Annotated in this window: 20 protein-coding genes; 13 read left to right on the forward strand and 7 right to left on the reverse strand. The window is 71.7% G+C overall.

The features are described 5' to 3' along the window. Window positions 1-101 precede the first annotated feature (101 nt). Window positions 102-1,898: an aspartate--tRNA ligase gene (aspS, locus tag ACIQPT_RS06230; RefSeq protein ID WP_401153186.1), complete on the forward strand. Its 1,797-nt coding sequence runs from the start codon at window positions 102-104 to the stop codon at window positions 1,896-1,898. A 246-nt stretch (window positions 1,899-2,144) separates the two neighbouring features. After that, the gene (locus ACIQPT_RS06235) at window positions 2,145-2,942 is read left to right on the forward strand and encodes a L,D-transpeptidase family protein (RefSeq protein ID WP_401153188.1); all 798 of its coding nucleotides are present in this window, start codon (window positions 2,145-2,147) and stop codon (window positions 2,940-2,942) included. Window positions 2,943-3,052: 110 nt separating this feature from the next. Here ACIQPT_RS06235 and metG read toward each other — a convergent pair whose 3' ends face one another. After that, window positions 3,053-4,666, reverse strand: a complete 1,614-nt coding sequence (gene metG / locus ACIQPT_RS06240; RefSeq protein WP_401153190.1) for a methionine--tRNA ligase — start codon at window positions 4,664-4,666, stop codon at window positions 3,053-3,055. Between the two features lie 182 nt (window positions 4,667-4,848). On the opposite strand from metG, the gene ACIQPT_RS06245 reads away from it, so the two are divergent. Together ACIQPT_RS06245 and ACIQPT_RS06250 are read left to right on the forward strand one after the other, a co-directional pair. Continuing rightward, window positions 4,849-5,502: a response regulator transcription factor gene (locus ACIQPT_RS06245; RefSeq protein ID WP_024263690.1), complete on the forward strand. Its 654-nt coding sequence runs from the start codon at window positions 4,849-4,851 to the stop codon at window positions 5,500-5,502. Further along, complete coding sequence (locus ACIQPT_RS06250; RefSeq protein ID WP_401153192.1) at window positions 5,499-6,872, forward strand: sensor histidine kinase; 1,374 nt, start codon at window positions 5,499-5,501, stop codon at window positions 6,870-6,872. The genes ACIQPT_RS06245 and ACIQPT_RS06250 overlap by 4 nt, the downstream gene beginning before the upstream one ends. Here the strand turns inward: ACIQPT_RS06250 and ACIQPT_RS06255 are convergent. After that, complete coding sequence (locus ACIQPT_RS06255; RefSeq protein ID WP_401153194.1) at window positions 6,806-8,296, reverse strand: VWA domain-containing protein; 1,491 nt, start codon at window positions 8,294-8,296, stop codon at window positions 6,806-6,808. The genes ACIQPT_RS06250 and ACIQPT_RS06255 overlap by 67 nt on opposite strands. A gap of 293 nt (window positions 8,297-8,589) precedes the next feature. Between ACIQPT_RS06255 and ACIQPT_RS06260 the strand changes: the two genes are divergently transcribed. Both ACIQPT_RS06260 and ACIQPT_RS06265 read left to right on the forward strand, forming a co-directional pair. Further along, window positions 8,590-10,656, forward strand: coding sequence for a PhoX family protein (locus ACIQPT_RS06260; RefSeq protein ID WP_401153195.1), 2,067 nt, complete (start codon window positions 8,590-8,592; stop codon window positions 10,654-10,656). Window positions 10,657-10,721: 65 nt separating this feature from the next. Further along, entirely contained in the window at window positions 10,722-11,123 is a 402-nt protein-coding gene (locus tag ACIQPT_RS06265; protein WP_401153196.1) for an RNA-binding S4 domain-containing protein, read from the forward strand. A gap of 46 nt (window positions 11,124-11,169) precedes the next feature. Here ACIQPT_RS06265 and ACIQPT_RS06270 read toward each other — a convergent pair whose 3' ends face one another. Further along, window positions 11,170-12,090 carry a hypothetical protein gene (locus tag ACIQPT_RS06270; RefSeq protein ID WP_401153198.1) on the reverse strand — a complete coding sequence of 307 codons (921 nt, stop codon included), beginning with the start codon at window positions 12,088-12,090 and terminating at the stop codon, window positions 11,170-11,172. Window positions 12,091-12,221: 131 nt separating this feature from the next. Between ACIQPT_RS06270 and ACIQPT_RS06275 the strand changes: the two genes are divergently transcribed. From ACIQPT_RS06275 to ACIQPT_RS06295, 5 genes are all read left to right on the forward strand, one after another. Beyond that, the gene (locus tag ACIQPT_RS06275; RefSeq protein WP_401153199.1) at window positions 12,222-12,629 is read left to right on the forward strand and encodes a hypothetical protein; all 408 of its coding nucleotides are present in this window, start codon (window positions 12,222-12,224) and stop codon (window positions 12,627-12,629) included. A 163-nt stretch (window positions 12,630-12,792) separates the two neighbouring features. Next, window positions 12,793-13,362, forward strand: coding sequence for an NADPH-dependent FMN reductase (locus ACIQPT_RS06280; RefSeq protein ID WP_401153201.1), 570 nt, complete (start codon window positions 12,793-12,795; stop codon window positions 13,360-13,362). Window positions 13,363-13,429: 67 nt separating this feature from the next. Next, window positions 13,430-14,401, forward strand: coding sequence for an ATP-binding cassette domain-containing protein (locus tag ACIQPT_RS06285; protein ID WP_401153202.1), 972 nt, complete (start codon window positions 13,430-13,432; stop codon window positions 14,399-14,401). Beyond that, window positions 14,398-15,255 carry an ABC transporter permease gene (locus ACIQPT_RS06290; protein WP_401153204.1) on the forward strand — a complete coding sequence of 286 codons (858 nt, stop codon included), beginning with the start codon at window positions 14,398-14,400 and terminating at the stop codon, window positions 15,253-15,255. The genes ACIQPT_RS06285 and ACIQPT_RS06290 overlap by 4 nt, the downstream gene beginning before the upstream one ends. Window positions 15,256-15,357: 102 nt before the next feature. Then, on the forward strand, window positions 15,358-16,575 hold the full coding sequence (locus ACIQPT_RS06295) for a MerR family transcriptional regulator (protein WP_401153206.1): 1,218 nt from the start codon (window positions 15,358-15,360) through the stop codon (window positions 16,573-16,575). A 33-nt stretch (window positions 16,576-16,608) separates the two neighbouring features. Here ACIQPT_RS06295 and ACIQPT_RS06300 read toward each other — a convergent pair whose 3' ends face one another. The 4 genes from ACIQPT_RS06300 to ACIQPT_RS06315 form a co-directional block, all read right to left on the reverse strand. Beyond that, complete coding sequence (locus ACIQPT_RS06300) at window positions 16,609-20,199, reverse strand: ATP-binding protein (RefSeq protein WP_401153208.1); 3,591 nt, start codon at window positions 20,197-20,199, stop codon at window positions 16,609-16,611. Between the two features lie 55 nt (window positions 20,200-20,254). Then, on the reverse strand, window positions 20,255-20,677 hold the full coding sequence (locus ACIQPT_RS06305) for a universal stress protein (RefSeq protein WP_401153210.1): 423 nt from the start codon (window positions 20,675-20,677) through the stop codon (window positions 20,255-20,257). Between the two features lie 119 nt (window positions 20,678-20,796). Continuing rightward, a complete protein-coding gene (locus ACIQPT_RS06310) occupies window positions 20,797-21,456 on the reverse strand; it encodes a CE1759 family FMN reductase (RefSeq protein ID WP_401153211.1) in 660 nt (219 codons plus the stop codon). 5 nt (window positions 21,457-21,461) lie between these two features. Next, window positions 21,462-22,559: an LLM class flavin-dependent oxidoreductase gene (locus ACIQPT_RS06315; RefSeq protein WP_401153213.1), complete on the reverse strand. Its 1,098-nt coding sequence runs from the start codon at window positions 22,557-22,559 to the stop codon at window positions 21,462-21,464. Window positions 22,560-22,720: 161 nt separating this feature from the next. Here ACIQPT_RS06315 and ACIQPT_RS06320 point away from each other — a divergent pair, with 161 nt between their 5' ends. Together ACIQPT_RS06320 and trpS are read left to right on the forward strand one after the other, a co-directional pair. Further along, window positions 22,721-22,861: a DUF6126 family protein gene (locus ACIQPT_RS06320; protein WP_401153215.1), complete on the forward strand. Its 141-nt coding sequence runs from the start codon at window positions 22,721-22,723 to the stop codon at window positions 22,859-22,861. 259 nt (window positions 22,862-23,120) lie between these two features. After that, the gene (trpS, locus tag ACIQPT_RS06325) at window positions 23,121-24,197 is read left to right on the forward strand and encodes a tryptophan--tRNA ligase (RefSeq protein ID WP_401153217.1); all 1,077 of its coding nucleotides are present in this window, start codon (window positions 23,121-23,123) and stop codon (window positions 24,195-24,197) included. Window positions 24,198-24,212 lie beyond the last annotated feature (15 nt).

Here is a 24,212-nt window from a genome sequence, read left to right on the forward strand (position 1 = left end):
GGCGGGTACCGCGACGTAAGGGAAATGAAGGGTCACGGTCCCGGGCGGTAGCCTGGGGAGGCTCCGATCCACCCCCAAACGCGAAGACTGGATGAACGACGATGCATCGGTACAGGTCCCACACCTGCGGCGAGCTCCGCGCCTCTGACGTCGGCACCGACGTCCGGCTGAGCGGCTGGCTGCACAATCGCCGAGACCTGGGTGGCATCCTCTTCATCGATCTGCGCGACCACTACGGTCTGGTGCAGCTCGTCGCCCGCCCCGGCACCCCCGGCAACGAGGCCCTGGCGAAGCTCACCAAGGAGACTGTCGTCCGGATCGACGGCAAGGTCTCCGCGCGCGGTGCCGACAACGTCAACCCGGAGCTGCCGACCGGCGACATCGAGATCGAGGTCACCGAGGTCGAGGTGCTCGGCGAGGCCGGCCCGCTGCCCTTCACGATCAACACCGAGGACGGCGTCAACGAGGAGCGGCGCCTGGAGTACCGCTTCCTCGACCTGCGCCGCGAGCGCATGCACCGCAACATCCTGCTGCGCTCGGCCGTGATCGCCTCCATCCGCTCCAAGATGGTGGCCCTCGGCTTCAACGAGATGGCGACCCCGATCCTCACCGCGACCTCCCCCGAGGGCGCCCGTGACTTCGTCGTCCCGTCCCGGCTGAACCCCGGCAAGTTCTACGCGCTGCCGCAGGCCCCGCAGCAGTTCAAGCAGTTGCTGATGATCTCGGGCTTCGACCGCTACTTCCAGATCGCGCCCTGCTTCCGCGACGAGGACGCCCGCGCGGACCGCTCGCCGGGCGAGTTCTACCAGCTCGACGTCGAGATGTCCTTCGTCGAGCAGGAGGACGTCTTCCAGCCGATCGAGAAGCTGATGACCGAGCTCTTCACCGAGTTCGGCAACGGCCGCGAGGTCACCTCGCCGTTCCCGCGCATCCCGTTCCGCGAGTCGATGCTGAAGTACGGCAACGACAAGCCGGACCTGCGCGCCAAGCTGGAGCTCGTCGACATCTCGGACGTCTTCGCCGACTCCGGGTTCAAGGCGTTCGCCGGCAAGCACGTCCGCGCGCTGCCGGTCCCGGACACCGCGGGCCAGTCCCGGAAGTTCTTCGACGGCCTCGGTGAGTACGCCGTCGAGCACGGCGCCAAGGGCCTGGCCTGGGTGCGCGTGGGCGAGGACGGCACGCTGGCCGGTCCGATCGCCAAGTTCCTCACCGAGACCGACGTCAAGACGCTCACCGAGCGCCTCTCGCTGGTCCCGGGCCACGCGATCTTCTTCGGCGCGGGCGAGTTCGACGAGGTCTCCAAGATCATGTCGGCCGTCCGGGTCGAGGCCGCCAAGCGCGCCGGCCACTTCGAGGAGGGCGTCTTCCGGTTCTGCTGGATCGTCGACTTCCCGATGTACGAGAAGGACGAGGAGACCGGCAAGATCGACTTCTCGCACAACCCCTTCTCGATGCCCCAGGGCGGCCTGGCCGACCTGGAGGAGAAGGACCCGCTGGACATCCTCGCCTGGCAGTACGACATCGTCTGCAACGGCATCGAGCTGTCCTCGGGCGCCATCCGTAACCACGAGCCCGAGCTGATGCTCAAGGCCTTCGAGATCGCCGGGTACGACCGCGAGACCGTCGAGCACGAGTTCGCGGGCATGCTCCGCGCGTTCCGTCTCGGCGCCCCGCCGCACGGTGGCATCGCCCCGGGCGTCGACCGCATCGTGATGCTGCTCGCCGACGAGCCGAACATCCGCGAGACCATCGCCTTCCCGCTCAACGGCAACGCCCAGGACCTGATGATGGGCGCGCCGACCGAGCTGGACGAGACCCGCCTGCGCGAGCTGAACATCCAGCTGCGCAAGCCGGTCGCCGCGAAGGGTGCGTCGGAGAAGCCCGCCTCGGAGAAGTAGTCCGCCCGGCCCGTATGGTCCCGCTCCGCGGATGTTTCACGTGAAACAGCCCCCGATCACCCGATCGGGGGCTGTTTCGTTGCGTGCGACAGAGAGCCGGTGACAGCCGGGCGACGTAGTACAGCCGGATGGCCCCGGTTCGGGTTCGGCCGGGCCGGACCCGGCAAGGACTGGCACCGAGACACCCCTCTCACATCCCGCCCTGCCGCGTCGCGCCGCCCGCCGCCACCCGAGGAGCCCGCCACCGTGTCCGTCCCGCGCCGCCCGCCCGCCCTGCTCGCCGCACCGCTCCTCGTCCTGGCCCTGCTGCTCACCGCCTGCGCCTCCGGTGCCGCTCCCGCTCCCGCGAGGACCCCCGCAGGCGCCCCGGGGCAGGGCGCCGCGGGCCCGCAGTCCGACGCCGCGTCCGCGCTCGGGGTCTCACCCGGCCCGACGCCCGCCCCGAGCCCCGCCGAGATCCCGGACCTGGGACCGGAGACGCGCGCGGCGATCCCCGCCGAGGCCCGGCAGGCGTTCGTCGTGACCGGCGAGGAGGCCGACTCCAACCGATCCAGCGCGGTCCTGTACAGCCGCGAGGACCCCGTGAAGGGCTGGCAGCCGGTCGCGGGGCCCTGGCCGGCGCACAACGGCATGGAGGGCTGGACCGACCACCATGTGGCGGGCGACCTGAGGTCCCCCACGGGCGTCTACCCGCTCACCGACGCGGGCGGCCGGCTCCCCGACCCGGGAGCGCTGCTGCCGTACGACGAGCACCCCCGGTTCGCGGTGGACGGCGAGGGCTTCTTCGGGGAGCCGCTGGAGGGCTCCTTCGACTACGTCGTCGCGATCAACTACAACCGCACGGAGGGCGTCAGCCCCCTGGACCGCACCCGCCCGCTCGGCCTCGAACGCGGCGGCGGCATCTGGATCCACGTCGACCACGGCGGCCCCACCCAGGGCTGCGTCTCCATCCCGGAGGAGCGCATGGAGGAACTGCTCCGCACTCTGGACCCGGCCCTGAGCCCGGTGATCGTGATGGGGGACGCGGAGACGCTGGGGCGGTGACCCAGTGATCGGGCGTACGGGCGAGCCGCCACCCGCCGGGCGCTCCGGTACGCGAGGAGCCCGGGACCACGAACCGCGGTCCCGGGCTCCTGACGTACGTACGGCGGTGGCTACGCCGGCTTCTCCTCCAGGCGCGGGAACAGCACCGCGCCCTTCGTCACCGTCGCGCCCGCGGGCAGGATGCCCCACGTGCCCGCGTCCTGGACCTTCTGGTCGGCCAGCGCGCCCAGGGACTCCTCGGCGCCCAGCGACTCCCAGAGCTGCTGCGAGGTCTGCGGCATCACGGCGTTGAGCAGGACCGCGACACCGCGCAGCGCCTCGGCGGCCGTGTACAGGATGGTCGCGAGGCGGGCCTGGCCCTCGGGGGTGGTGTCCTTGGCCACCTTCCACGGCTCCTGCTCCGTGATGTAGCCGTTGACCTGCTTCACGAACTCGAAGATCGCCAGGATGCCGGACTGGAAGTCCAGCTCCTCGCCGATCTTCTGATCGGCGGTCGCGACCGCCTTCGCCAGGCCCTCCTGCACAGCCCGTTCCGCGTCACCGGCGGCCGTCGCCTCCGGCAGCGCACCGCCGAAGTACTTGCCGACCATGGCCGCCACGCGCGAGGCCAGGTTGCCGTAGTCGTTGGCCAGCTCGGAGGTGTAGCGCGCGGAGAAGTCCTCCCAGGAGAACGACCCGTCGCTGCCGTACGCGATGGCGCGCAGGAAGTACCAGCGGTACGCGTCCACGCCGAAGTGCGAGGTCAGGTCCTGCGGCTTGATGCCGGTCAGGTTGGACTTCGACATCTTCTCGCCGCCGACCATCAGCCAGCCGTTGGCGACGACCCTGCCGGGGAGCGGCAGGCCCTGCGCCATCAGCATCGCGGGCCAGATCACCGAGTGGAAGCGGAGGATGTCCTTGCCGATCAGGTGCACGTTCGCCGGGAACGTACCGTCGAACTTCTCCTGGTTGGCGCCATAGCCGACGGCCGTCGCGTAGTTGAGCAGCGCGTCGATCCAGACGTAGATGACGTGCTGGTCGTCCCACGGCACCGGGACGCCCCAGTCGAAGGTCGAGCGCGAGATCGACAGGTCCTGGAGGCCCTGCTCGACGAAGTTCACGACCTCGTTGCGCGCCGACTCGGGCTGGATGAAGCCGGGGTTCGCCGCGTAGAACTCCAGCAGCTTCGGGCCGTACTCGCTGAGCTTGAAGAAGTAGTTCTCCTCCTTGAGGAGTTCCACCGGCTTCTTGTGGATCGGGCACAGCTTCTGACCGGCGAACTCGCCCTCGCCGTCGATCAGATCGCCGGGGAGCTTGTACTCCTCGCAGCCCACGCAGTACGGGCCTTCGTACCCGCCCTTGTAGATCTCGCCCTTGTCGTACAGGTCCTGCACGAACTCCTGCACACGGTCGGTGTGCCGCTTCTCCGTCGTCCGGATGAAGTCGTCGTTGGCGATGTTCAGATGCTCCCAGAGGGGCTTCCACGCCTCCTCGACGAGCTTGTCGCACCAAGCCTGCGGAGTGACGTCGTTCGCCTCGGCCGTGCGCATGATCTTCTGACCGTGCTCGTCCGTGCCGGTGAGGTACCACACCTTCTCGCCGCGCTGGCGGTGCCAGCGCGTGAGCACGTCGCCTGCGACGGTCGTGTAGGCGTGGCCCAGGTGAGGAGCGTCGTTGACGTAGTAAATGGGGGTCGAGACGTAGTACGCCGTCGCCCCCTGCTTCTCGGATCCAGTGGCCGCCATGGTCGAAATCCTAACGGCCACAGCAAGATCCACTCACATCGATAAACGGGGACCCGTGCGCGGGCGGAGCAGTGCCCTCCGGTGGAGAGCTTTGCGAAACATCCGTTCCCGTAATGGTTCCCTCAGGAAAGTCGCATCCTGGGAGGGAGCGGACAAGCGTGCACGAGGCAGGGGACATCACCATGCGGGTACTGGTCGCCGAGGACGAGGAGATCCTCGCGGAACTGGTCGCCACCGGACTGCGCCGGGCCGGCTTCGCGGTCGACACGGTGTACAGCGGGGACGCGGCCCTCGCCTACCTCGGCCTGCACGACTACGACGTCGTCGTGCTCGACCGCGACCTCCCCCGGGTGCACGGCGACGACGTGGCCCGCCGGCTGGTCGCCTCCGGCTCCCGCACCCGGATCCTGATGCTCACCGCTTCCGGCGCCATGGAGGACCGGGTCGCCGGGCTGGACCTGGGGGCCGACGACTACGTCAGCAAGCCGTTCGAGTTCCCCGAGCTGGTCTCCCGGGTGCGCGCCCTGCGCCGGCGCAGCGCCAGACCCGTACCGCCGCAGCTGGAGCGGCACGGCATCCGGCTCGACACCGTACGGCGCTCCGCGCTTCGCGACGGCCGGGACCTGGACCTCTCGCCGAAGGAGTTCACCGTGCTGCAGCTGCTCCTGGAGGCCGACGGCGGCACGGTCAGCGCGGAAGAGCTGCTGGAGCGGGCCTGGGACGCCAACGCCGACCCGTTCACGGGGGCCGTGCGCGTCTGTATGAGCAAGCTCCGCGCCAAGCTCGGCGAGCCCGCGCTGATCCGCACCGTGCAGGGCGTCGGGTACGCCCTGTGAAGCGACCGGCCCTGCTGCTGCGGCGGCTGGTGGACGCCTCGAAGCTGCCGCACTCGACGATCCGGACCCGCATCGCCCTCGTGTACGGCGGTGTCTTCCTGATACTCGGCACCGCGCTGCTGGCCACCGTCAACCTGGCCTCCCGCGCCGGTACGGAGACGGATGCGCGGGCCATCGCCTCCTCGGCGGCCGTCGGCGCGCCCGGATATGTCATCGGCCCGCCCGGATACGTCGTCGCACCGCCCGGCCACATGGTGAACGGCCCCGTCATCACCCGCAGCTCCGTCGAATCGCCCACGGTCTACGAGATCACCGACCATGTCAGCGACGCGGCGGGCAAACAGCTCATGAACTGGTCGTTCGCCGCGCTGCTCGTGATGACGGCGGGCGCGGTCGGGGTCGGCTGGTGGATAGCGGGCCGGGTGCTGCGGCCCGTCCACGCGATGACCGCGAAGGCCCGCAGGCTCTCCGAGCGGACCCTGCACGAGCGGATCGCGTCCAGCGGCCCCGACGACGAGCTGAAGGAGCTGGGCGAGACCCTGGACGCGCTGCTGGGCCGCCTGGAGAAGGCGTTCGACAGCCAGCGGAGGTTCATCGCGAACGCCTCGCACGAGCTGCGGACCCCGCTGGCCACCCAGCGCGCCGCGATCCAGGTCGGCCTGGACGACCCTTCCCCCGAGGACCTCGTCCGCACCCGGCAGACCCTGCTCGACACCAACCGGCGCAGCGAGCGGCTCATCGAGGGGCTGCTCGTGCTGGCCCGCAGCGAACGGGGACTGGCCGTGGACGAGCGCGAGGCGGTCCGCCTCGACCTGGTGGTCAAGGAGGAGACGGCCCGGCATCCGGCGGTACGGGGCGCGATCGGCGGCCCGGAGGGCCGGGGAGCGGCCGACGGCGCCGGTGCGGAGAGCCGGAGGATCCGGACGGCGGGCGGCGGACCGGCGGTGAAGGTCGCGGTGGCCGCCTGTTCCGTGCGCGGCAACCGGCTGCTGCTCGCCCAGCTGGTGGCGAACCTGCTGGCCAACGCGGTCACGTACAACGCGCCGGGTGGCTCGGTGGAGATCTCGGTGACCGGGGAGGGCGTCCTGCTGGTGCGCAACACCGGACCGGTGGTCTCCGAGTCCGATATCGCGGGGTTCTTCGAGCCGTTCCGGCGGGGCGAGGGCCGGGACCGGATGGGCCAGGGGTCGGGCCTCGGCCTGTCGATTGTCCGGTCGATCGCGGTGGCCCACGGCGGAACGGTCACGGCGGTACCGGGCCCGGAGGGCGGCGGTCTCGCCGTGACCGTACGGCTGCCGGTCGATCAGGCCTCGGAGCCCGCCGCGCGCGCGGCGGTCCAGGCCGGCAGCCCGGCGAGGATCTCCCGGTAGAGCTCGGCGTCCGCGACCTCGCGGGGCGCCGGGCCGGCGTGGAAGAACCCGGCGTTCGGCGCGTCGAGCTTCCGCAGGAAGTCGAAGCCCTTCGCGTCCTGCTCGCCGAAGGCGACGAACTGGAAGAACAGCGGCAGCCGCGCCGCTTCGGTGAGGGCCTGCCGGGCAGCCTGCTTGGCGTCCGGCGGGCCGTCCGTCTGGAAGATCACGAGAGCCGGACCGGTGGCCTCCGTCTTCTCGTAGTGCGCGACGATCTCCTCGACCGCGCGGTGGTAGTGCGTCCGGCCGAGCCGGCCGAGACCCGCGTGCAGCTCGTCGACGCGGCCCTCGTGGCCGGAGAGCTCGATGGAGCCGGTGCCGTCGATGTCGGTCGAGAAGAAGACGACCGGCACGGTGGCGTCCTCGTCCAGGTGCGCGGCGAGCGCGAGCGTCCGGTCGCCCAGGTGCTGGGCGCTGCCGTCCTTGTAGAACGGCCGCATCGAGCCGGAGCGGTCGAGCACCAGGTAGACACGGGCGCGGAGCCCGGACAGCCCGTGCGCCTTGAGCGCTGTCTGCGCCGCCTTGTACGGGGCGACGAGCTGCGGAGCCTGCGACTTGACCCGCGCGAGGGTGGTGGCGGGCTTGCCGGGGGCGGGCTCCGGGACGGCCGGGGCCGCCGGGGTCTCTTCCACGACGGTCGGCGTCTCCGCGGCTGTCTTGGGGGCCGTCTCTGTGGCCGCCGGTGCGGCTGAGGCCTCGGGGGCCTTCGGGGCCTTGGGGGCTTCAGGGGTGGCCTGAGGCGTCTCGGGAGCGGTCTCCTGGACCTCCGCCGCTGCCGGTGCGGGGGTGGCCTCCGCGGCCGGCTCCGGCTTGGACTCCGGCTCCGGCTTCGCTGCGGTCTCCGGCTCCGAGGTCTCGTCGAGATCGAGATCGAGGTCGATCGTGATCGGCTCCGGCTCCGTGGCCGGGGCCGGGTCCGATGCGGGCTCCTCGGCCTTGACCGGCTCCTCGGCGACTACCGGCTTCTCGGCGGCCACCGGCTCCGGCTCCGGCTCAGGCGCCGCGGGCTTCTCCGCCTTCGGTGCCTCCTCCGGGGTCTCCTTCGAGGTCTCCTCCGGTGCCGACGCCTGCGCGGGGACGGTCGGCGACGGCTTGGCGGCGGCGGTCGCCTTGTCGAAGGCCTCCGCCACCAGGTCGGTGGCCGGCGAGCCGTCAGGCTCCGTGGACGGTGCGTCGGCGGAGGACGGAACGGAGGACGAGGACGCGGGCGAGGCCGGGGCCGGAATCGACGCCTTCGGCTCCGCCGCGGGCTCGGCCGCCGAAGTGGTCTCCGGCTCCGACTCCTTGGGCTGAGTGCGCTCGGCCTGGGGCGGGACGGTGGCCGTGGCCGGCTCGTCCTGCTCCGTGCGGCCGAACACCTTACGCAGCAAGCTCCGAATGCCCATGGGCGAGGCCTTTCGCATGAGTTGGGTGCGGGGAATGTCCGACCTGGGTGAATTCATCCCTGGCCAGGACGGATACGTAAGGTTAGCGGCCGGATCCGGCCGTTCGCCGGTGCGGCCCACCCCTGCGTCAACCGAGCCGAAACCGTTCCCGGACCGAGTCCACGAGCAGGTCCACCACCGACCCTCAAGGGAACAGCGGTGGCCCGGACTTCACCCGCCGTTCACCGGGAGTCCCTCGGACCGCGTGGAGGCGCACCTACCGTCACGCACGACACCAGACGGAGGGAATCCACGTGCGCAACCTGCTGCCGTTCATCAGCTCGCATCCCGGTGGGCGTTCCGCGCTGACCTGCCGCTTCCGCTGCGGGGACGCCTGCTTCAAGGAGACGCCCAACAACAGCGACAACGAGTACGCCGGCGACATCATCGCCGGTGCCGTGTCGCGCCGCTCGATGATGCGTGCCGCCGCCGTGGTCACCGTCGCCACCGCCGCCGGGGCCGCGCTGACCGGCCCGAGCGCCCCGCGGGCCGAGGCCGCCGCACTGGCCGGGCACGGCAATAAACCGGGCCACCCCCACAAACCGGCCCCGTCCGGGGCGCGCGGCCTGCGATTCTCGCCGGTCGCGCCCAACAAGGACGACAAGGTCACGATCCCCGACGGGTACGCCCAGAACGTGGTGATCCGCTGGGGCGAGCCGATCCTGCGCGGCGCGCCCGCCTTCAACGCGGACAAGCAGACCGCGAAGGCGCAGGCGGGGCAGTTCGGTTACAACAACGACTTCCTCTCCCTGCTCCCGCTGCGCGGCGAGCGCGGGCGCCAGGTGATGGTCGCGAACCATGAGTACACGGACGAGATCCTCATGTTCCGCGGCTACGATCCGGCCAACCCGACCCGTGAACAGGTGGAGATCGCCTGGGCGGCGCACGGACTCTCCGTGGTCGTCGTCCAGGAGGAGAACCGCACCGGCAAGCTGGGGCCGGTCAACCGGCACCCGCTGAACCGCCGCCTGACCGCGACGAGCGAGTTCCGTGTGACGGGCCCCGCCGCGGGCAGCCCCCTGTTGCGTACGTCCGCCGACCGCACGGGCCGCAAGGTGCTCGGCACCCTCAACAACTGCGCGGGCGGCACCACTCCGTGGGGCACCACGCTGCACGGCGAGGAGAACTTCAACCAGTACTTCGCCAACGGCAACACGGACATGCACCAGCGGTACGGGATCGGCACCGGCGCCACCGAGCGCAAGTGGGAGCGGTTCGACCGGCGGTTCGACCTGGCGAAGGAGCCCAACGAGGCCAACCGCTTCGGCTGGGTCGTCGAACTCGACCCGTACGACCCGGACTCCACCCCGCGCAAGCGGACCGCGCTGGGCCGGTTCAAGCACGAGGCGGCGCAGCCCCGGCTCACCTCCGACGGCCGTCCGGTCGTCTACATGGGCGACGACGAGAAGTTCGACTACCTCTACAAGTTCGTCTCCAGCAAGCAGATGAAGAAGGGCAACTCGCGGGCCGCCCGCGAGCACAACCTGACGCTCCTGGACGAGGGCACGCTGTACGTCGCCAAGCTGACCGGCGACTCGCCCGTCAGCGAGATCGACGGCACCGGAAAGCTGCCCAGCGACGGGGAGTTCGACGGCAGCGGCGTCTGGATCCCGCTCGCCACCGGCACCACCTCGCACGTCCCGGGCATGACCGCCGACGAGGTGTACGTCTACACGCGGCTGGCCGGTGACAAGGTCGGCGCGACCAAGATGGACCGCCCCGAGGACGTCGAGCCCTCGCCGCGCACCGGCCGGGTCTATGTGGCGCTCACCAACAACACGGACCGCGGCAAGGAGGGCAAGGCCGGCGCGGACGAGGCGAACCCGCGCAACGGGAACAAGCACGGGCAGATCCTGGAGCTCGCGGAGAACTGGGACGACCCGGCGGGCGACGGCTTCGCCTGGCGGCTGTTCCTCGTGGCGGGCGACCCGAACGACCCGTCGACGTACTTCTCCGGCTTCCCCAAGGAGAACGTCAGCCCCATCTCGTGCCCGGACAACGTGGCGTTCGACGCCCACGGCAACCTGTGGATCTCCACGGACGGCAACGCGCTCGGCACGCACGACGGGCTGTTCGGTGTGGCGACCCACGGTGACCGGCGCGGCGAACTGAAGCAGTTCCTGACCGTCCCGGCCGGAGCCGAGACCTGTGGTCCGGTCATCCAGGACCGCCGCGTCCTGGTCGCGGTCCAGCACCCGGGTGAGATCGACGGGGCCTCCGTGGAGAAGCCGGCGAGCGTCTGGCCCGACGGACCCGGCAAGATCGTCCGCCCCGCCGTCGTCGCCGTCTGGCGCAAGGACGGGCGCGACATCGGCGTGTGAGGTCCGGTGGGCGGGCGGCGTTATTGCCGCCCGCCCACCGTCCGGTCCGCATTACAGTCGGACCCATGGTTTCCGGTGACGCACCGCAGGCGGAGGGAAGCGTCCGGGTCGACGTGTGGATCTGGTCGGTCCGGCTGACGAAGACCCGTGCCCAGGCGGCAGCCGCCTGCCGGGCAGGGCATGTGAAGGTCGGCGGGGAGCGGGCCAAGCCCGCGCAGGCCGTACGCGTCGGCGACGAGGTGCGGCTCCGGCACGCGGGGCGGGACCGGGTGGTCGTCGTCTCGAAGATCGTGAAGAAGCGGGTCGGCCCGCCGGTGGCCGTGGAGTGCTTCGTCGACAACAGCCCGCCCCCGCCGCCCCGCGAGATCGCGATCCAGGTCCCCGTGCGGGACCGGGGCACGGGCCGTCCGACCAAGCGCGACCGCCGGGAGATGGAACGTCTCCAGGGACGCCCGCCGGAGAGCTGATCCTGCGCCGGCCCGGTGTTTCACGTGAAACACCGGGCCGCCCCGCTCAAGCTCTGGTGTCCCTCCCCTGTCCCGCCTCCTTGGCGGCCGGGGGCTTCCTGCTCCGCAGGAGCATCCGGGCCGCCACCGCCCCCACGAGCAGCGCCGCACCGACCGCCAGCACCACCCACACCGTGGTCCGGAGCGAGGCGGTCAGCGCGTCGAACACCGCGGCGGCCGCGTCCCGGTCGCCGCCCGGCACCTCGTCCAGTACCCGGCTGCGGCCGACCGCGACCAGCACCCGGAGCACGACGGCGCCGAGCACGAAGCCGGCGCCCACGGTCGCGGTGGTCCACAGCCCGGCCCGCAGCCCGCGCCGTACGGTCGCGATGCCCACCACGAGGACGAGCAGGACCAGCGTGGCGACCGCCGGCCAGATGCTGCAGTAGCGGAGCCACCGGAACGAGCTCCTGAGGTCGTCGGCCTGGCCGGGGCCGAGCACGGTGATCTCCGTCCGCTCGACCGGGATCTGGTCCGCGAACGGCACCCCGTCGCGGACCAGGTCCTGTTTGACCTGGTCGATCACCGGGGCCAGGTCGATCGTCACCGCCTCTCCGCTGTCGCCGTCCAGGGCGGCCGCCACCGCCTTGTGGGCGGCCCGGTTCGCGGTGTCCCAGGCGTTCCGGAAGGCCTCGGTCGTGGTGAAGGACCGCACGGTCTCGTGCAGGAACTCCTGGACCGTGTCCTGGAGCGGACCGAGATCGATCTGCCGCATCGCCTCTTCGGTGACCAGGTCCGCGACGGTGTTCCGCACCGCCGGGTCGGAGGCGAGCGGGGACACGGCGGCGACGTAACGGTCGGTGTCGTCGATCTCCAGATCGACCCAGGCGGAGAGCGCGCTGAACGGCACGAGGACGGCGAGCAGGACGAGCAGGAGCGCCGAGAGGGCCGCCGAGGTCGCCGAGATCGCCGGGGGAGAGGTCCGCACTCCTCCAGGGAATCCCGTACGGAGCCGGGCCGCTCCGGGCCGTACGCCATTCGAGTTGCCGGGCGGCGCGGTCGGGTGTGCTCTGGAGGAACGGGGGCGTGCGACGGGGGCGACGGAAGGAGCTGTCCGCGATGGCCACACACGCAGCCGTGCCCGGCCGAAGGGGTGCCCGCGCGCATGCGCGAACCCGCCACCACACGCCGCTCGCCTGGGCACTGCCTCTGGTGCTCGGCGTGATCTACGGGTTCTACGCGGCGTTCATCCGTCGCGACGGCGGCCCCAGCACCGGCGGGCAGGTCCTGCTCGGGCTCGTCGCCGGTGTAGCTCTGGCGGCCCTCTGCTTCGCGCTGGGCCGGATCCAGCGCTCCCTGCCGCGCGAGCTGCGGGCGGTCGCGTACGGCGCGCTGACCGCGTGCGCGATCGGCTTCCTGGTGAGCCTCACCGACACCAGCGTGCTGCGGTCGACCGCTCTGGGTCTGGCGGTCGGGGCGGGCGTCCTCTGCGTCTCGTTCTACTTCTTCTACACACGGGAGACCTGAGGCTTGTCCGGCTTCCGGGCTTCTCCGACTGTGTGCGCGGCTGCCAGATTCAATCTGGCAGCCGCGCCTCCGCGTCTGGCGCCCATGAGGTGAGGGAGCAGAACGGCCCGGCCCGGACGGGAGGCCCGGGAGGCGGCGGAGGAAGCGGGAGGAGGAGCGAACGATGACGACGGACACTGTTCCGCTGCGGGTCGCGGTGATCATCGGCAGCACCCGCGAGGGACGCATCGGCGATGCGGTCGGCCGCTGGTTCATGGAGCGGGCCCAGGACCGGAGCGAGCTGGAGCTCGCCGTGCTGGACCTCGCCGATTTCGACTTCCCCGTGCACTACCCGGGGCGGGCGACCGGGCCGATGTCGGAGTTCACCGAGGAGATCGCCAGGGCCGAGGCCTTCGTCGTGGTCACCCCGGAGTACAACCGCTCGTTCCCCGCCTCCCTGAAGCAGGCCATCGACTTCGCCTACGAGGAGTGGCAGGCCAAACCGGTCGCTTTCGTGAGCTACGGACACGGTTCCGCCGGGCTGTACGCCGTGGAGCAGCTGCGTTCGGTCTTCACCGAGCTGCACACGGTGACCCTGAGGAACGGGGTCGCGCTCGACTTCCTCCAGCAGCCGCTGGAGGGGCACCCCGGCGACACCGGCCGGGACCGGTCCGTGGGCCTGATGCTCGACCAGCTCGGCTGGTGGGGCTGGGCCCTGCGCGAGGCGCGCGCCGTCCGCCCGTACGTCTCATGAGCTCCCGGACCGGCCCGGACCCGGCGCAGAACGCAGACTTCCACCGACGACCCACAAGGAATGGATCATGAGCACTGAACTGGCCATCGAGACCACGGGGCTGGTGAAGGTCTTCGGCGACAACCGTGCGGTGGACGGCATCGACCTCGCCGTCCCCACCGGCACCGTCTACGGCGTCCTCGGACCCAACGGCGCCGGCAAGACCACCGCCGTCCGCATGCTCGCGACCCTGCTGCGCCCCGACGGCGGCACGGCCCGGGTGTTCGGCAAGGACGTCGTGAAGGACGCCGACGCGGTCCGCAGCCGGGTCAGCCTGACCGGGCAGTACGCCTCGGTGGACGAGGACCTGACCGGCTCGGAGAACCTCGTCCTGCTCGGCCGGCTGCTCGGGCACTCCAAGCCGGCGGCCCGCGACCGGGCGGCCCAGCTGCTCGAAGGGTTCGGGCTGACCGATGCGGCGGGCCGGCAGGTGAAGAACTACTCGGGAGGCATGCGGCGGCGCATCGACATCGCCGCGTCCATCCTGAACACCCCGGACGTGCTGTTCCTGGACGAGCCGACCACCGGACTCGACCCCCGCAGCCGCAACCAGGTGTGGGACATCGTGCGGGCGGTCGTCGCCCACGGCACCACGGTCCTGCTGACCACGCAGTATCTGGACGAGGCCGACCAGCTGGCCTCCCGTATCGCGGTGATCGACCACGGCAAGGTCATCGCCGAGGGAACCAAGGGCGAGCTCAAGGCCTCCGTCGGCGCCGGCACCGTCCATCTGCGGCTGCGGGACGCCGACCAGCGGGCCGAGGCGCAGCAGGTGCTGGCGCTCGCGCTGAACGCGGAGGTCCAGCTGGACGCGGACCCGGTGGCGCTGACCGCCCGGGTCGACGGGCAGAGCACCGAACAGGGTGCGGCGGAGCAGGCCGGGCGTGCCCTGGCCGAGCTGGCCCGGTCCGGCATCACGGTCGACAACTTCTCGCTGGGACAGCCCAGCCTCGACGAGGTCTTCCTCGCACTCACGGACAAGAAGGGAGTGGCGGCATGAGCACCGCGACCGCCAAGACGGAGCTGGAGGGCGTCGAGCTCGCCGCACCGGACCAGGAACGGCTCTCGGCGCTCTTGGTGGGCCACGAGCGCCCGCCGAGGCCGAGCGCCCTGTCGGCATCGGTGACCTTCGGCTGGCGCGCCATGCTGAAGATCAAGCATGTGCCGGAACAGCTCTTCGATGTGACGGCTTTCCCGATCATGCTGGTCCTGATGTACACGTATCTCTTCGGAGGGGCGCTGGCCGGCTCCACCGAGGAGTACATCCAGTTCCTGCTGCCCGGCATCATGGTGATGAGCGTCGTGATGATCACGATGTACACGGGTGTAGCGGTGAACACGGACATCGCCAAGGGTGTCTTCGACCGGTTCCGCACGCTGCCGATCTGGCGGCCCGCCCCGATGGTCGGCTATCTGCTCGGCGACGTCCTGCGCTATCTGCTGGCGTCGGCGGTGATGCTCGCCGTCGGCATGATCATCGGGTTCCGCCCGGACGGCGGTGTGCTCGGCGTGCTGGCCGGTGTCGCGCTGCTGGTCGTGTTCTCGTTCGCGTTCTCCTGGATCTGGACGATGTTCGGGCTGCTGCTGCGCTCCGAGAAGTCGGTGATGGGTGTCAGCATGATGGTGATCTTCCCGCTGACGTTCCTCAGCAATGTCTTCGTCGACCCGATGACGATGCCGGGCTGGCTCCAGGCCTTCGTGAACAACAGCCCGGTCACCCACCTCGCCACGGCGGTGCGTGAGCTGATGGCGGGCAACTGGCCGGCCGCCGACATCGTCTGGTCGCTGGGCTGGTCCGGGGTGCTCATGACGGTCTTCGGCGTGGTGACGATGCGGCTCTACAACCGGAAGTGAACGACGGCGGCCCCATGCGCAGGCATCCTTGACCTTCCCCGCGGGGGAAGCCCCAGCATCGGTGGGGCCGGGCGGGAAGCGCCCGGTACGAGGAGGTACGGGGTGGAACGCGAAGGCCGCGCGGTGGGCGCCGCGAGCGGGGAGCTGGTGACGATCGGGGAGTTCGCCCGGTTGTCCCGGCTCTCCGCCAAGGCGCTCCGGCGCTACGACGAGCTGGGACTCCTCCGGCCCGCCCTGGTCGACCCGGTGAACGGCTACCGGTACTACGACCCGGCGCAGGTGGAGGGGGCCCGGCTCGTGGCGTGGCTGCGCAGGATCGGCATGCCGCTGAGCCGGATCGGCCGGGTCGTGGCGCTCGACGCGAGCGCCGCGGCCGTGGAGATCCGGGCCTACTGGGCACGGGTGGAGGCCGAGACGGCGGCCCGGCGCGATCTGGCGATGTACCTCGTCGACCATCTGTCAGCGGAAGGCAGGGCCATGTCGCGGATACCGGAGAACACGGGCAACACGGGCAACACGGAGAACACGGATAGCACGGGGAACATGGGGAGCGGTGCGGGGGCGCTGGCGCTCGCGATCCGTTGTGCGGCGCTGACCGATACGGGGGCGGTGCGTACGGCGCATCAGGACGCGGCGTTCGCGGGGCCCCGGCTGCTGGCGGTCGCCGACGGTTTCGGGGAGGGCGGGGCCGAGGCGAGTGCGGCGGCGATCGAGGCGCTCAAGCCTGCCGCGTGGGGTGCCCGGGAGGGCGCGCTGTCCGCCGCGGATCTGCTGAACGCCCTGGAGGACACGGCGGATTCCGCTTCGCGGGCGGTCCGGGACGCGGTCGCGCCCTGTGCGGCCCCGGACGGTTCGGGGACCACGCTCACCGCGATGCTGTGGACGGGGTCGCGGCTCGGGCTCGTGCACATCGGGGACTCGCGGGCCTATCTGCTGCGGGGCGGGGAGCTGTTCCGGATCACGCACGACCACAGCCTGGTCCAGTCGATGATCGACGACGGTTCGCTGGGCGAGGAGGAAGCCGCCTCCCACCCGGAGCGTGCACTGCTGCTGAAGGCCCTGGTCGGTGAGGCGCGGTCCGCCCCGGTGGCCGTGGCGGTCCGCCCCGACGTCCGCCTGCGGGAGGCGATGGCCGGGGACCGCTATCTGCTCTGCTCGGACGGTCTGTCGGCGGTGGTGGACGAGGCGGATCTGCGGGCGGCGGTCGTCGCGGCGGACGACCCGGAGGAGGCCGTACGCCGGCTGGTCGGCCTGGCCCGCGAGGCGGGCGGACCCGACAACGTGGCGTGTGCCGTCGCCGACGTCGTGGTCGAGCAGTAGAGGCAGAGAGGCGAAGAGGCGTGGCGGCTCGGGTCAGAGCCGCCAGTCGGGGGCGTGCTCGGGCCGGTAGGCGCAGGTGGTCCCGGTCGTCACGGACGCCTTCAGGTGGGCCGCCAGCGCGGGGTGCAGGGTGTCCAGCTTGCGCAGGGTGTCGCGGATCCGGGCGGTGACCGTCTTACGGGCCCGCTCGGTCTGGTCGCCCAGCCGGCGGGACCGGCCGCCGAGCCCGGCCGCGGTGCGGAGCTCGTCGAGGAGGGCCTGCCGCTCCCGGTCGTACTTCTCGACCAGCCCGGCGTCGTCCCGGGCGGCGGCTCGGTCTATCTCGGCGTCCAGCCGGGCCAGGTGTTCCTTGTAGCGGCGCTTGGCCTCCTCGTCGAGCACCGGATCGCCGCCGAGCTGCCCGGCGGCGACGACGAGGTCCCCACCCTCGGGCGCGAGGAGCTGGACGGCCGGGACATCGGCGCCGGGCAGCCCCAACAGGCTGTGCAGGTCCCGCAGCCCCTTGGCGTCCGGGACATGCACGGTCACCCCGTCCCAGCGCAGCTGCCACACCGGTCCGGTCCGCCGGAACTCGGCGGCCGGCACGGCCCCGCCGCCGGCCGCCGCCTCTGCCGCGCTCCGGTCCGGAGCCACGACTCGGCCCAGGACCGGATTCGGGCCCGGGATCGGGGCCCATGAGGCGGCGGGGCCGGTGGTGACGGCAGGGCGAGGGGCGGCGGAGGCGTCGATCCCGGCAGAGGCGGTGGTGTTGGCGGCGCCGGGTGGGGCCGTACGGAGGGCCGAGGCCTCCGCCTCCACATGCTCCAGGCCCAACTCGCCCGCTTCCCGCGCCACTTCGCCGAGCAGCCGACGAGCCCGCCCGGTGTCGTCGGCGTCAGAACCGGCCGCACTCCCATGTCCCCCACCGGCGCGGGCGAGCAGGGAACGGGCCAGGCAGAGCCGGGCCCGTACGGCCCAGGGGCGGGCGCCGAGGCGGTCCGAGGAGGCGGCGGCCTCGGTGAGCGCCGCCACCGCGGCGTCCTGGTCGCCGCGCGCTGCGGCGAGCATCCCGAGCCAGAGGTCGACGGGGCCGCCGATGTCGCACCCGTACAGCGAGACGATCCACTGGCCCGTGTAAGGGGTCAGCTCGTCCTCCGCGCGGGCGATGAGGCGCCGGTCGCCCGTCACCGCGGCTGCCTGGGCCAGTAGCCGGAGCCACAGCGGCATGAACGCCCGCGGATAGGGACCGGCGCGGTCCGTCTGCTCGGCGATCAGGCGCAGCGCGGGCGTCGCGTCGCCCTGTTCCACGGCCGTGACCGACTCCAGCAGCCCGGGGTAGGGATACCCGGCGGCCGGAAGTCTGCCGACGATCTCCTCGGCCTCGGCGAAGTGCCCCTGGAGCAGATGGAGCGCCCAGTGCAGATGGTGCGCCATGAAGCCGAAGGCCACATGGTCCTTGCTCTCGGGGTCGAGTGCGTCGTCCTGCAGCGCGGTGGTTGCCTCGGCGAACCGGCCCTGCAGGGAGGCGATCAGGCTGGTGTCGACGGCGATCCCCAGGGCGAACCGGGGCAGTTCGGTCTGCTCGGCGAGGCGTACGAACGTACGGAACTGGTCGATGAAGGCCGGGTCGCCCAGCTCCAGCAGCGCCACCCAGCGCATGGATGTCGCGTGCAGCTCCATGTCCTGGTGCCGGGTGCGCCGGCCGATGACGGTCATCTCGTCGGTCAGCCCGATCCGCTCCACCGCCGAGCCGAGGCCCCATACGGAGTCGTGGCGCGCCCAGAGCGAGAAGGCGAGCGCCTCGTCGTCGGAGCCGCTCCGGGCCAGCGCCATGATGTGGATGGCCAGCTCCTGGGCGAGCCGGTCGTCGGAGAGGTTCTCCTGGCCCTCCTTGCCGGTCAGCTTGCGGTGCGCCTCGGCGAGGAGGGTCGTCGTGGATGCGTCGTGGCCGCCGTCCAGGGAGCCGTCGCGGTAGAGGGTGATCGCCACCCGGGCCAGCACCTCCGGGTCATCCAGCTCCCGGGCCAGGGCGACCGACCGGTCCAGCAGGCGCTGCGCCTCGGCGGTCTCCCCCATGTGCCGGAGCTGTCCGGAGAGGTCGAGGCCGATCGGCGCGGCCCGCCGGAGGTCCGGGCCCTGGTCCGCCCCGTCCGCCGGGGGGCCTCCCGGCACCCCTTCGGGAGCCGTCCCCGGTTCACCCGGCTCCCCCGTCTCGCCGGAGGCCACCGCGAGGGCGCGGCGGTAGTGGCCGACGGCCTCCTCCTCGGCCAGGCGCCCCGAGGCGTCCCGGGCGGCCGCCAGCAGCAGGTCGATCCGGCGGTCGCGCTCCAGGGCGCCGCCGGCGAGGTGGGCGTGCCGGGCGAGGTCGCCGGGCCGTACCGCGTCGTCGAGTCCGCCGTGCGCGTCCAGGGCCCGTACGGCGGCGGCATGGCGTTCGCGGGCCTCGGCGTCGTCCAGGGAGGCGTACAGCGTCTCGCGCAGCAGGTCGTGGGCGAAGGCGTACTGCCCGGACGGGCGGGGGACGACGACCCGGGCGACGACGGCCGACTCCAGGAGCCGGTCCACGTGGGGGACCGGCGCTCCGTGCACCACGGCCAGGACCTGCCGGCGGAATTCCCGGCCGAGCAGGGCGGCGCTGGTCAGCAGGGAGACGACCGGTTCGGGCAGCAGGGCCAGCCGCTGCCGGACCGCTTCCCGCACACCGGGCGGAATGGTGGAGACCGGGCTTCCGCTGTGCCAGAGCCGGGCGGTCTGCTCGACGAAGAAGGGGTTGCCGCCGGTGCGCCGGTGGACCTCGTCGACCAGCTGCGGTGCGGGCTCGCGGCCTGTCGTCACCGTCATCAGCGCGCCCACCTCGTCCCGGCCGAGGCCGGTCAGGGTGAGGGTCGCGGCGGCGCGCGAGACCAGCGGCAGGATCAGCTGCTGGAGCGGGTGTCCGGGGGCCTCCACCTCGACGTCCCGGTAGGTGCCGATCAGCAGCAGCCGCTCGAACCAGGCGTGCTGGGCGGCGAATTCGAGCAGCCGCAGCGAGGCCGGGTCGGAGCTGTGCAGATCGTCGAGGACGACCACCAGCGGCCGGCTCTGGGAGACCGTGACGAGGGCCGTGGTCACCGCGTCGAAGAGCCCGAAGGCCTCGGCGCCCTCCGGCGAGCTGCTGCCTTGCGAACCGCCGCCCGGCGGGCTCGTGCCCGTATCCATGCCGGGCTCGCCGCCGTGTGCCCCGCCGGAACCCGGGCTCCCGCCGGAACCCGGGGCCGCCCCCGCAGCCGACAGCGTGCTGGGTCCCGGGCCGTCCGATCCGCCCATGGCGGCCCTGACCGGATCACCGAGGAGCACGGCGAGCCGGCCGTCCGACGCCTCCTGGGCCGCCGCCCATTCCGCCGCCGTGGCGGACCGGCGCAGGCCGCGCAGGACCTGCACCCAGGGCCAGTAGCCGGGGGTGTTGTCGGAGTCCCAGCAGGACCCGCCGACCACCAGCGCCCCGCGCCGCCGCGCCTCGTGCGCGGCGTCGGTGACGAGCGTGCTCTTGCCGATCCCGGCCTCGCCGGTGACCAGCACGAGACCGCCGTGGCTGTCCGTGGCCCGGGCGATCTCCGCGCGGAGAACGCCGGCGGGATGGTCGCGCCCGAAGAGAGCAGGGGTCATGACCACACGATAGGAGCACCCACTGACAACGGCCCCCCGTTATTCTGCGGGGCCTTCAGTCGCGCACGACCGTCACCGGGCACGGCGCGTGCTGGGTGACGTGGAGGCTGACCGAGCCGAGCAGGGTGGCCTTGAGGCCGGTGTGGCCCCGGGCCCCGACGACGAGCAGGTCGGCGCCCTGGGCGCGGTCCAGCAGCGCCTGGGCCGGATTGCCGATGACCACGACCTTGCTGACCGCTGCTGCGCCCTTCGCGCCGAGAGCCTCCTCCAGCGCCTCGGTGAGGGAGACGGTGGCCAGAGCCTGCGGATCGAAGTCCTCCGGCATGCCCGGCATCATCGACGCCCAGCTGGTCGCCGGATACTCCCAGCTGTTCACGGCCTCCACCGTGGCACCGGTCAGCTCGGCCTGGCGCACGGCCCAGTGCAGTGCCTTGATCGAGGAATCGGAGCCGTCGACGCCCACAACGATCCTGCCCATATCTGCCTCCAGCTCGGTGAAGCCCGGTACAGCGTCCGATCTCACTGTAATCAAATCGGACAGGTAGGGGCGGTTCGGTGCGAACCGCCCCTACTGCCCCGGCCCCCAGCCCACGCCCCTCAGTCCAGCCGCAGGTCCGCGAGCTGCTGCTCGAAGGGGACGACCGCGTCCTCCCCGTCTTCCAGGCCCGGGGTCCGCGAGGCCCCGGAGACCGTACGGCCCAGGATCGCGGAGGCCAGCTCGCCGCCCGCGCGCCGGATCCGGGACGGCAGGCCCTCGGTGTACTCGTCGCCCGAGGAGCCCCAGTCCTCCGACGCCGCGTAGACGGAGGTGGGCACGGTGACGGCCCGCAGGTAGGCGAAGAGCGGGCGCAGCGCGTGCTCCAGGACCAGTGAGTGCCGGGCCGTGCCGCCCGTCGCGGCGATCACGACGGGCTTGCCGGTCAGCGCGGTGTTGTCGATCAGGTCGAAGAACGACTTGAACAGTCCGCTGTACGAGGCGGTGAACACCGGCGTCACGGCGATCAGCCCGTCGGCCTCCGTCACCGCGTCGATCGCTTCCCGCAGCGTGGCCGAGGGGAAGCCGCTGAGCAGGTGGTGGGCGATGTCCACGGCGAGGTCGCGGACCTCGACGACCTGGACCTCCACCTTCCGGTCCTGCTCGGCCGCGAGCCGCTCGCGGGCGGCGGCGGCCAGCCGGTCGGCCAGCAGCCGGGTGGAGGACGGCTGGCTGAGCCCGGCCGAGACGGCGACGATGCGCAGGGGAGTGGTGGCGAACATGGAGGTCAAGCCCCCTTTCCGGTGGCAGAGGCGCGGGCGGCGGTCACCGCCGGGTGGACGGGCGCGGACTCCGGCACCCCGGCCGGCCGCAGGTTGGCGAACTCCTTGCGCAGCACCGGAACGACCTCCTCGCCGAGGATGTCGAGCTGCTCCAGGACCGTCTTCAGCGGGAGCCCCGCGTGGTCCATCAGGAACAGCTGCCGCTGGTAGTCGCCGACCTGGTCCCGGAACGTCAGCGTCCGCTCGATGACCTCCTGCGGGGAGCCCACCGTCAGCGGGGTCTCGCGGGTGAAGTCCTCCAGGGACGGGCCGTGGCCGTAGACCGGCGCGTTGTCGAAGTACGGGCGGAACTCCCGTACCGCGTCCTGCGAGTTCTTGCGCATGAACACCTGGCCGCCGAGTCCGACGATGGCCTGGTCGGCGGTGCCGTGCCCGTAGTGGGCGTAGCGGCGCCGGTAGAGGTCGACCATCTTCCTCGTGTGTTCCATGGGCCAGAAGATGTTGTTGTGGAAGAAGCCGTCGCCGTAGTACGCGGCCTGCTCGGCGATCTCGGGCGAGCGGATGGAGCCGTGCCAGACGAACGGCGGCACGCCGTCCAGCGGGCGTGGGGTGGCGGTGAAGGACTGGAGCGGCGTACGGAACTTGCCCTCCCAGTCCACGACGTCCTCGCGCCACAGCTTGTGCAGCAGGGCGTAGTTCTCGATGGCCATCGGGATGCCCTGACGGATGTCCTTGCCGAACCACGGATAGACCGGTCCGGTGTTGCCCCGGCCCATCATCAGGTCGACGCGGCCGTCCGCGAGGTGCTGGAGCGTGGCGTAGTCCTCGGCGATCTTCACCGGGTCGTTGGTGGTGATCAGCGTGGTGGAGGTGGACAGGATCAGGTTCTCGGTGCGGGCGGCGATGTAGCCGAGGGTCGTCGTCGGGGAGGACGGGACGAACGGCGGGTTGTGGTGCTCGCCGGTCGCGAAGACGTCCAGACCGACCTCCTCGGCCTTCTGCGCGATGGCCAGGGTCGCCTTGATCCGCTCGTTCTCGGTGGGGGTCCGGCCGGTGGTCGGGTCGGTCGTGACGTCCCCGACGGTGAAGATCCCGAACTGCATGGCGTCCGCCTTCCTGAGTCCCGGCCGGGGATCCGGGGATCCGAGGAGCCGGAGGCCCTGACCGATTTGGTTGAACGTTGAACTACACCCTACAACGGGACCCCCCTCCGTCCTATTCCACGGGGCCGGGCCCTCCGCCGGGGCGCGCGTATTCTGGAACGGTGAGCGAGCAGGAGAGCAACAGCGAGGAGTGGAAGGCGCGCGGAGTGTTCCTGCGCGTCTTCGTCTACGTCTTCGCGACGCACCTGTTCGCCGGGTTCATCTGGCTCCTCTTCTACGTGGGCGGGCACGCGCCGAAGTAGGCACGCCCCGAAGTAGGACCCGCCCCGTACACTGAGGCCATGACCTCCGTCCCGTGCCGAAACTGGTGGCGCTCCTCATAGGAGCGGCCACAGCATCTGCACGGAACCAGGGCCGTTCGATATGGACGGCCCTTTTCGCTGCCTCCGTACGGGACCTCGTACGACATCCCGTACGGCGCGGATACGGAGACGAAGCGCAGCGGCGCTCACCGGCGGGGCCGTCCTCCACGCACCATCCACGCGAGGAGAGCCACCCACCATGACCACCGTCGCACCCGCCGCCACCGCCACCCCCACGGCATCCACCCCCGCCGAGCGCCGCAGCGCCGAGCTGGAGCAGCAGCTGACCCGGGACCCCGCCCGCTTCCGGGTCCTCACCGGGGACCGCCCCACCGGCCGCCTGCACCTCGGGCACTACTTCGGCACCCTGCGCAACCGGGTCCGCCTCCAGGATCTCGGCGTGGACGTGTTCGTCCTGATCGCCGACTTCCAGGTCCTCACCGACCGGGACACCGCCGAGCGGCTCCAGGAGTACACGGACGGGCTGCTCCTCGACTACCTGGCCCTCGGCATCGACCCGGCACGGAGCACCGTCTTCAACCACAGTGCCGTCCCCGCGCTCAACCAGCTCCTGCTGCCCTTCCTGAGCCTCGTCTCCGTCGCGGAGCTGGGCCGCAACCCCACGGTCAAGGACGAGATCGCGCACTCGCGGCAGTCCTCGGTCAGCGGGCTGATGTACACGTACCCGGCGCACCAGGCCGCCGACATCCTCTTCTGCAAGGGCAACGTGGTCCCCGTCGGGCAGGATCAGCTGCCGCACATCGAACTCACCCGGACGATCGCCCGCCGCTTCAACGAGCGGTACGGGCAGGTCTTCCCGGAACCGGACGCCCTGCTCTCCGCCGCACCCCTGCTGCTCGGCACCGACGGCGGCAAGATGAGCAAGAGCCGCGCGAACTCCGTCCCGCTCTCCGCCACCGCCGACGAGACGGCCCGCCTGATCAAGGGCGCGACGACGGACGCCGACCGGCACATCACCTACGACCCCGAGCGCCGGCCCGGCGTCTCCTCGCTCGTGCTGCTGGCCGCGCTCTGCCTGGACCGGGACCCGCACGAGGTCGCGGCGGAGATCGGCGCCGGCGGGTCGGCCGCGCTCAAGCGGACGGTGACCGAGGCGGTCAACGCCCACCTCGCCCCCGTACGCGCCCGCCGGGCGGCGTACGCGGCGGACCTCACGTACGTACGGTCCGTGCTGCGGGAGGGCAACGAACGGGCCAACGCGATCGCGGACCGGACCCTGGAGGAGGTACGCGAGGCCATGGGCACCTTCCGGTAGCCGGCCGCGCGGGCC

This window comes from Streptomyces sp. NPDC091289, assembly GCF_044757365.1.
Taxonomy (GTDB): Bacteria; Actinomycetota; Actinomycetes; order Streptomycetales; family Streptomycetaceae; genus Streptomyces.

Bases quoted from the DNA above. Each gene is read 5' to 3' on its own strand.
- aspS (WP_401153186.1), top strand. From the start codon at position 102: ATGCATCGGTACAGGTCCCACACCTGCGGCGAGCTCCGCGCCTCTGAC.
- metG (WP_401153190.1), bottom strand. From the start codon at position 4,666: ATGGCGGCCACTGGATCCGAGAAGCAGGGGGCGACGGCGTACTACGTC.
- ACIQPT_RS06245 (WP_024263690.1), top strand. From the start codon at position 4,849: ATGCGGGTACTGGTCGCCGAGGACGAGGAGATCCTCGCGGAACTGGTC.
- ACIQPT_RS06255 (WP_401153194.1), bottom strand. From the start codon at position 8,296: ATGGGCATTCGGAGCTTGCTGCGTAAGGTGTTCGGCCGCACGGAGCAG.
- ACIQPT_RS06265 (WP_401153196.1), top strand. From the start codon at position 10,722: ATGGTTTCCGGTGACGCACCGCAGGCGGAGGGAAGCGTCCGGGTCGAC.
- ACIQPT_RS06275 (WP_401153199.1), top strand. From the start codon at position 12,222: ATGGCCACACACGCAGCCGTGCCCGGCCGAAGGGGTGCCCGCGCGCAT.
- ACIQPT_RS06280 (WP_401153201.1), top strand. From the start codon at position 12,793: ATGACGACGGACACTGTTCCGCTGCGGGTCGCGGTGATCATCGGCAGC.
- ACIQPT_RS06285 (WP_401153202.1), top strand. From the start codon at position 13,430: ATGAGCACTGAACTGGCCATCGAGACCACGGGGCTGGTGAAGGTCTTC.
- ACIQPT_RS06290 (WP_401153204.1), top strand. From the start codon at position 14,398: ATGAGCACCGCGACCGCCAAGACGGAGCTGGAGGGCGTCGAGCTCGCC.
- ACIQPT_RS06300 (WP_401153208.1), bottom strand. From the start codon at position 20,199: ATGACCCCTGCTCTCTTCGGGCGCGACCATCCCGCCGGCGTTCTCCGC.
- ACIQPT_RS06305 (WP_401153210.1), bottom strand. From the start codon at position 20,677: ATGGGCAGGATCGTTGTGGGCGTCGACGGCTCCGATTCCTCGATCAAG.
- ACIQPT_RS06310 (WP_401153211.1), bottom strand. From the start codon at position 21,456: ATGTTCGCCACCACTCCCCTGCGCATCGTCGCCGTCTCGGCCGGGCTC.
- ACIQPT_RS06315 (WP_401153213.1), bottom strand. From the start codon at position 22,559: ATGCAGTTCGGGATCTTCACCGTCGGGGACGTCACGACCGACCCGACC.
- trpS (WP_401153217.1), top strand. From the start codon at position 23,121: ATGACCACCGTCGCACCCGCCGCCACCGCCACCCCCACGGCATCCACC.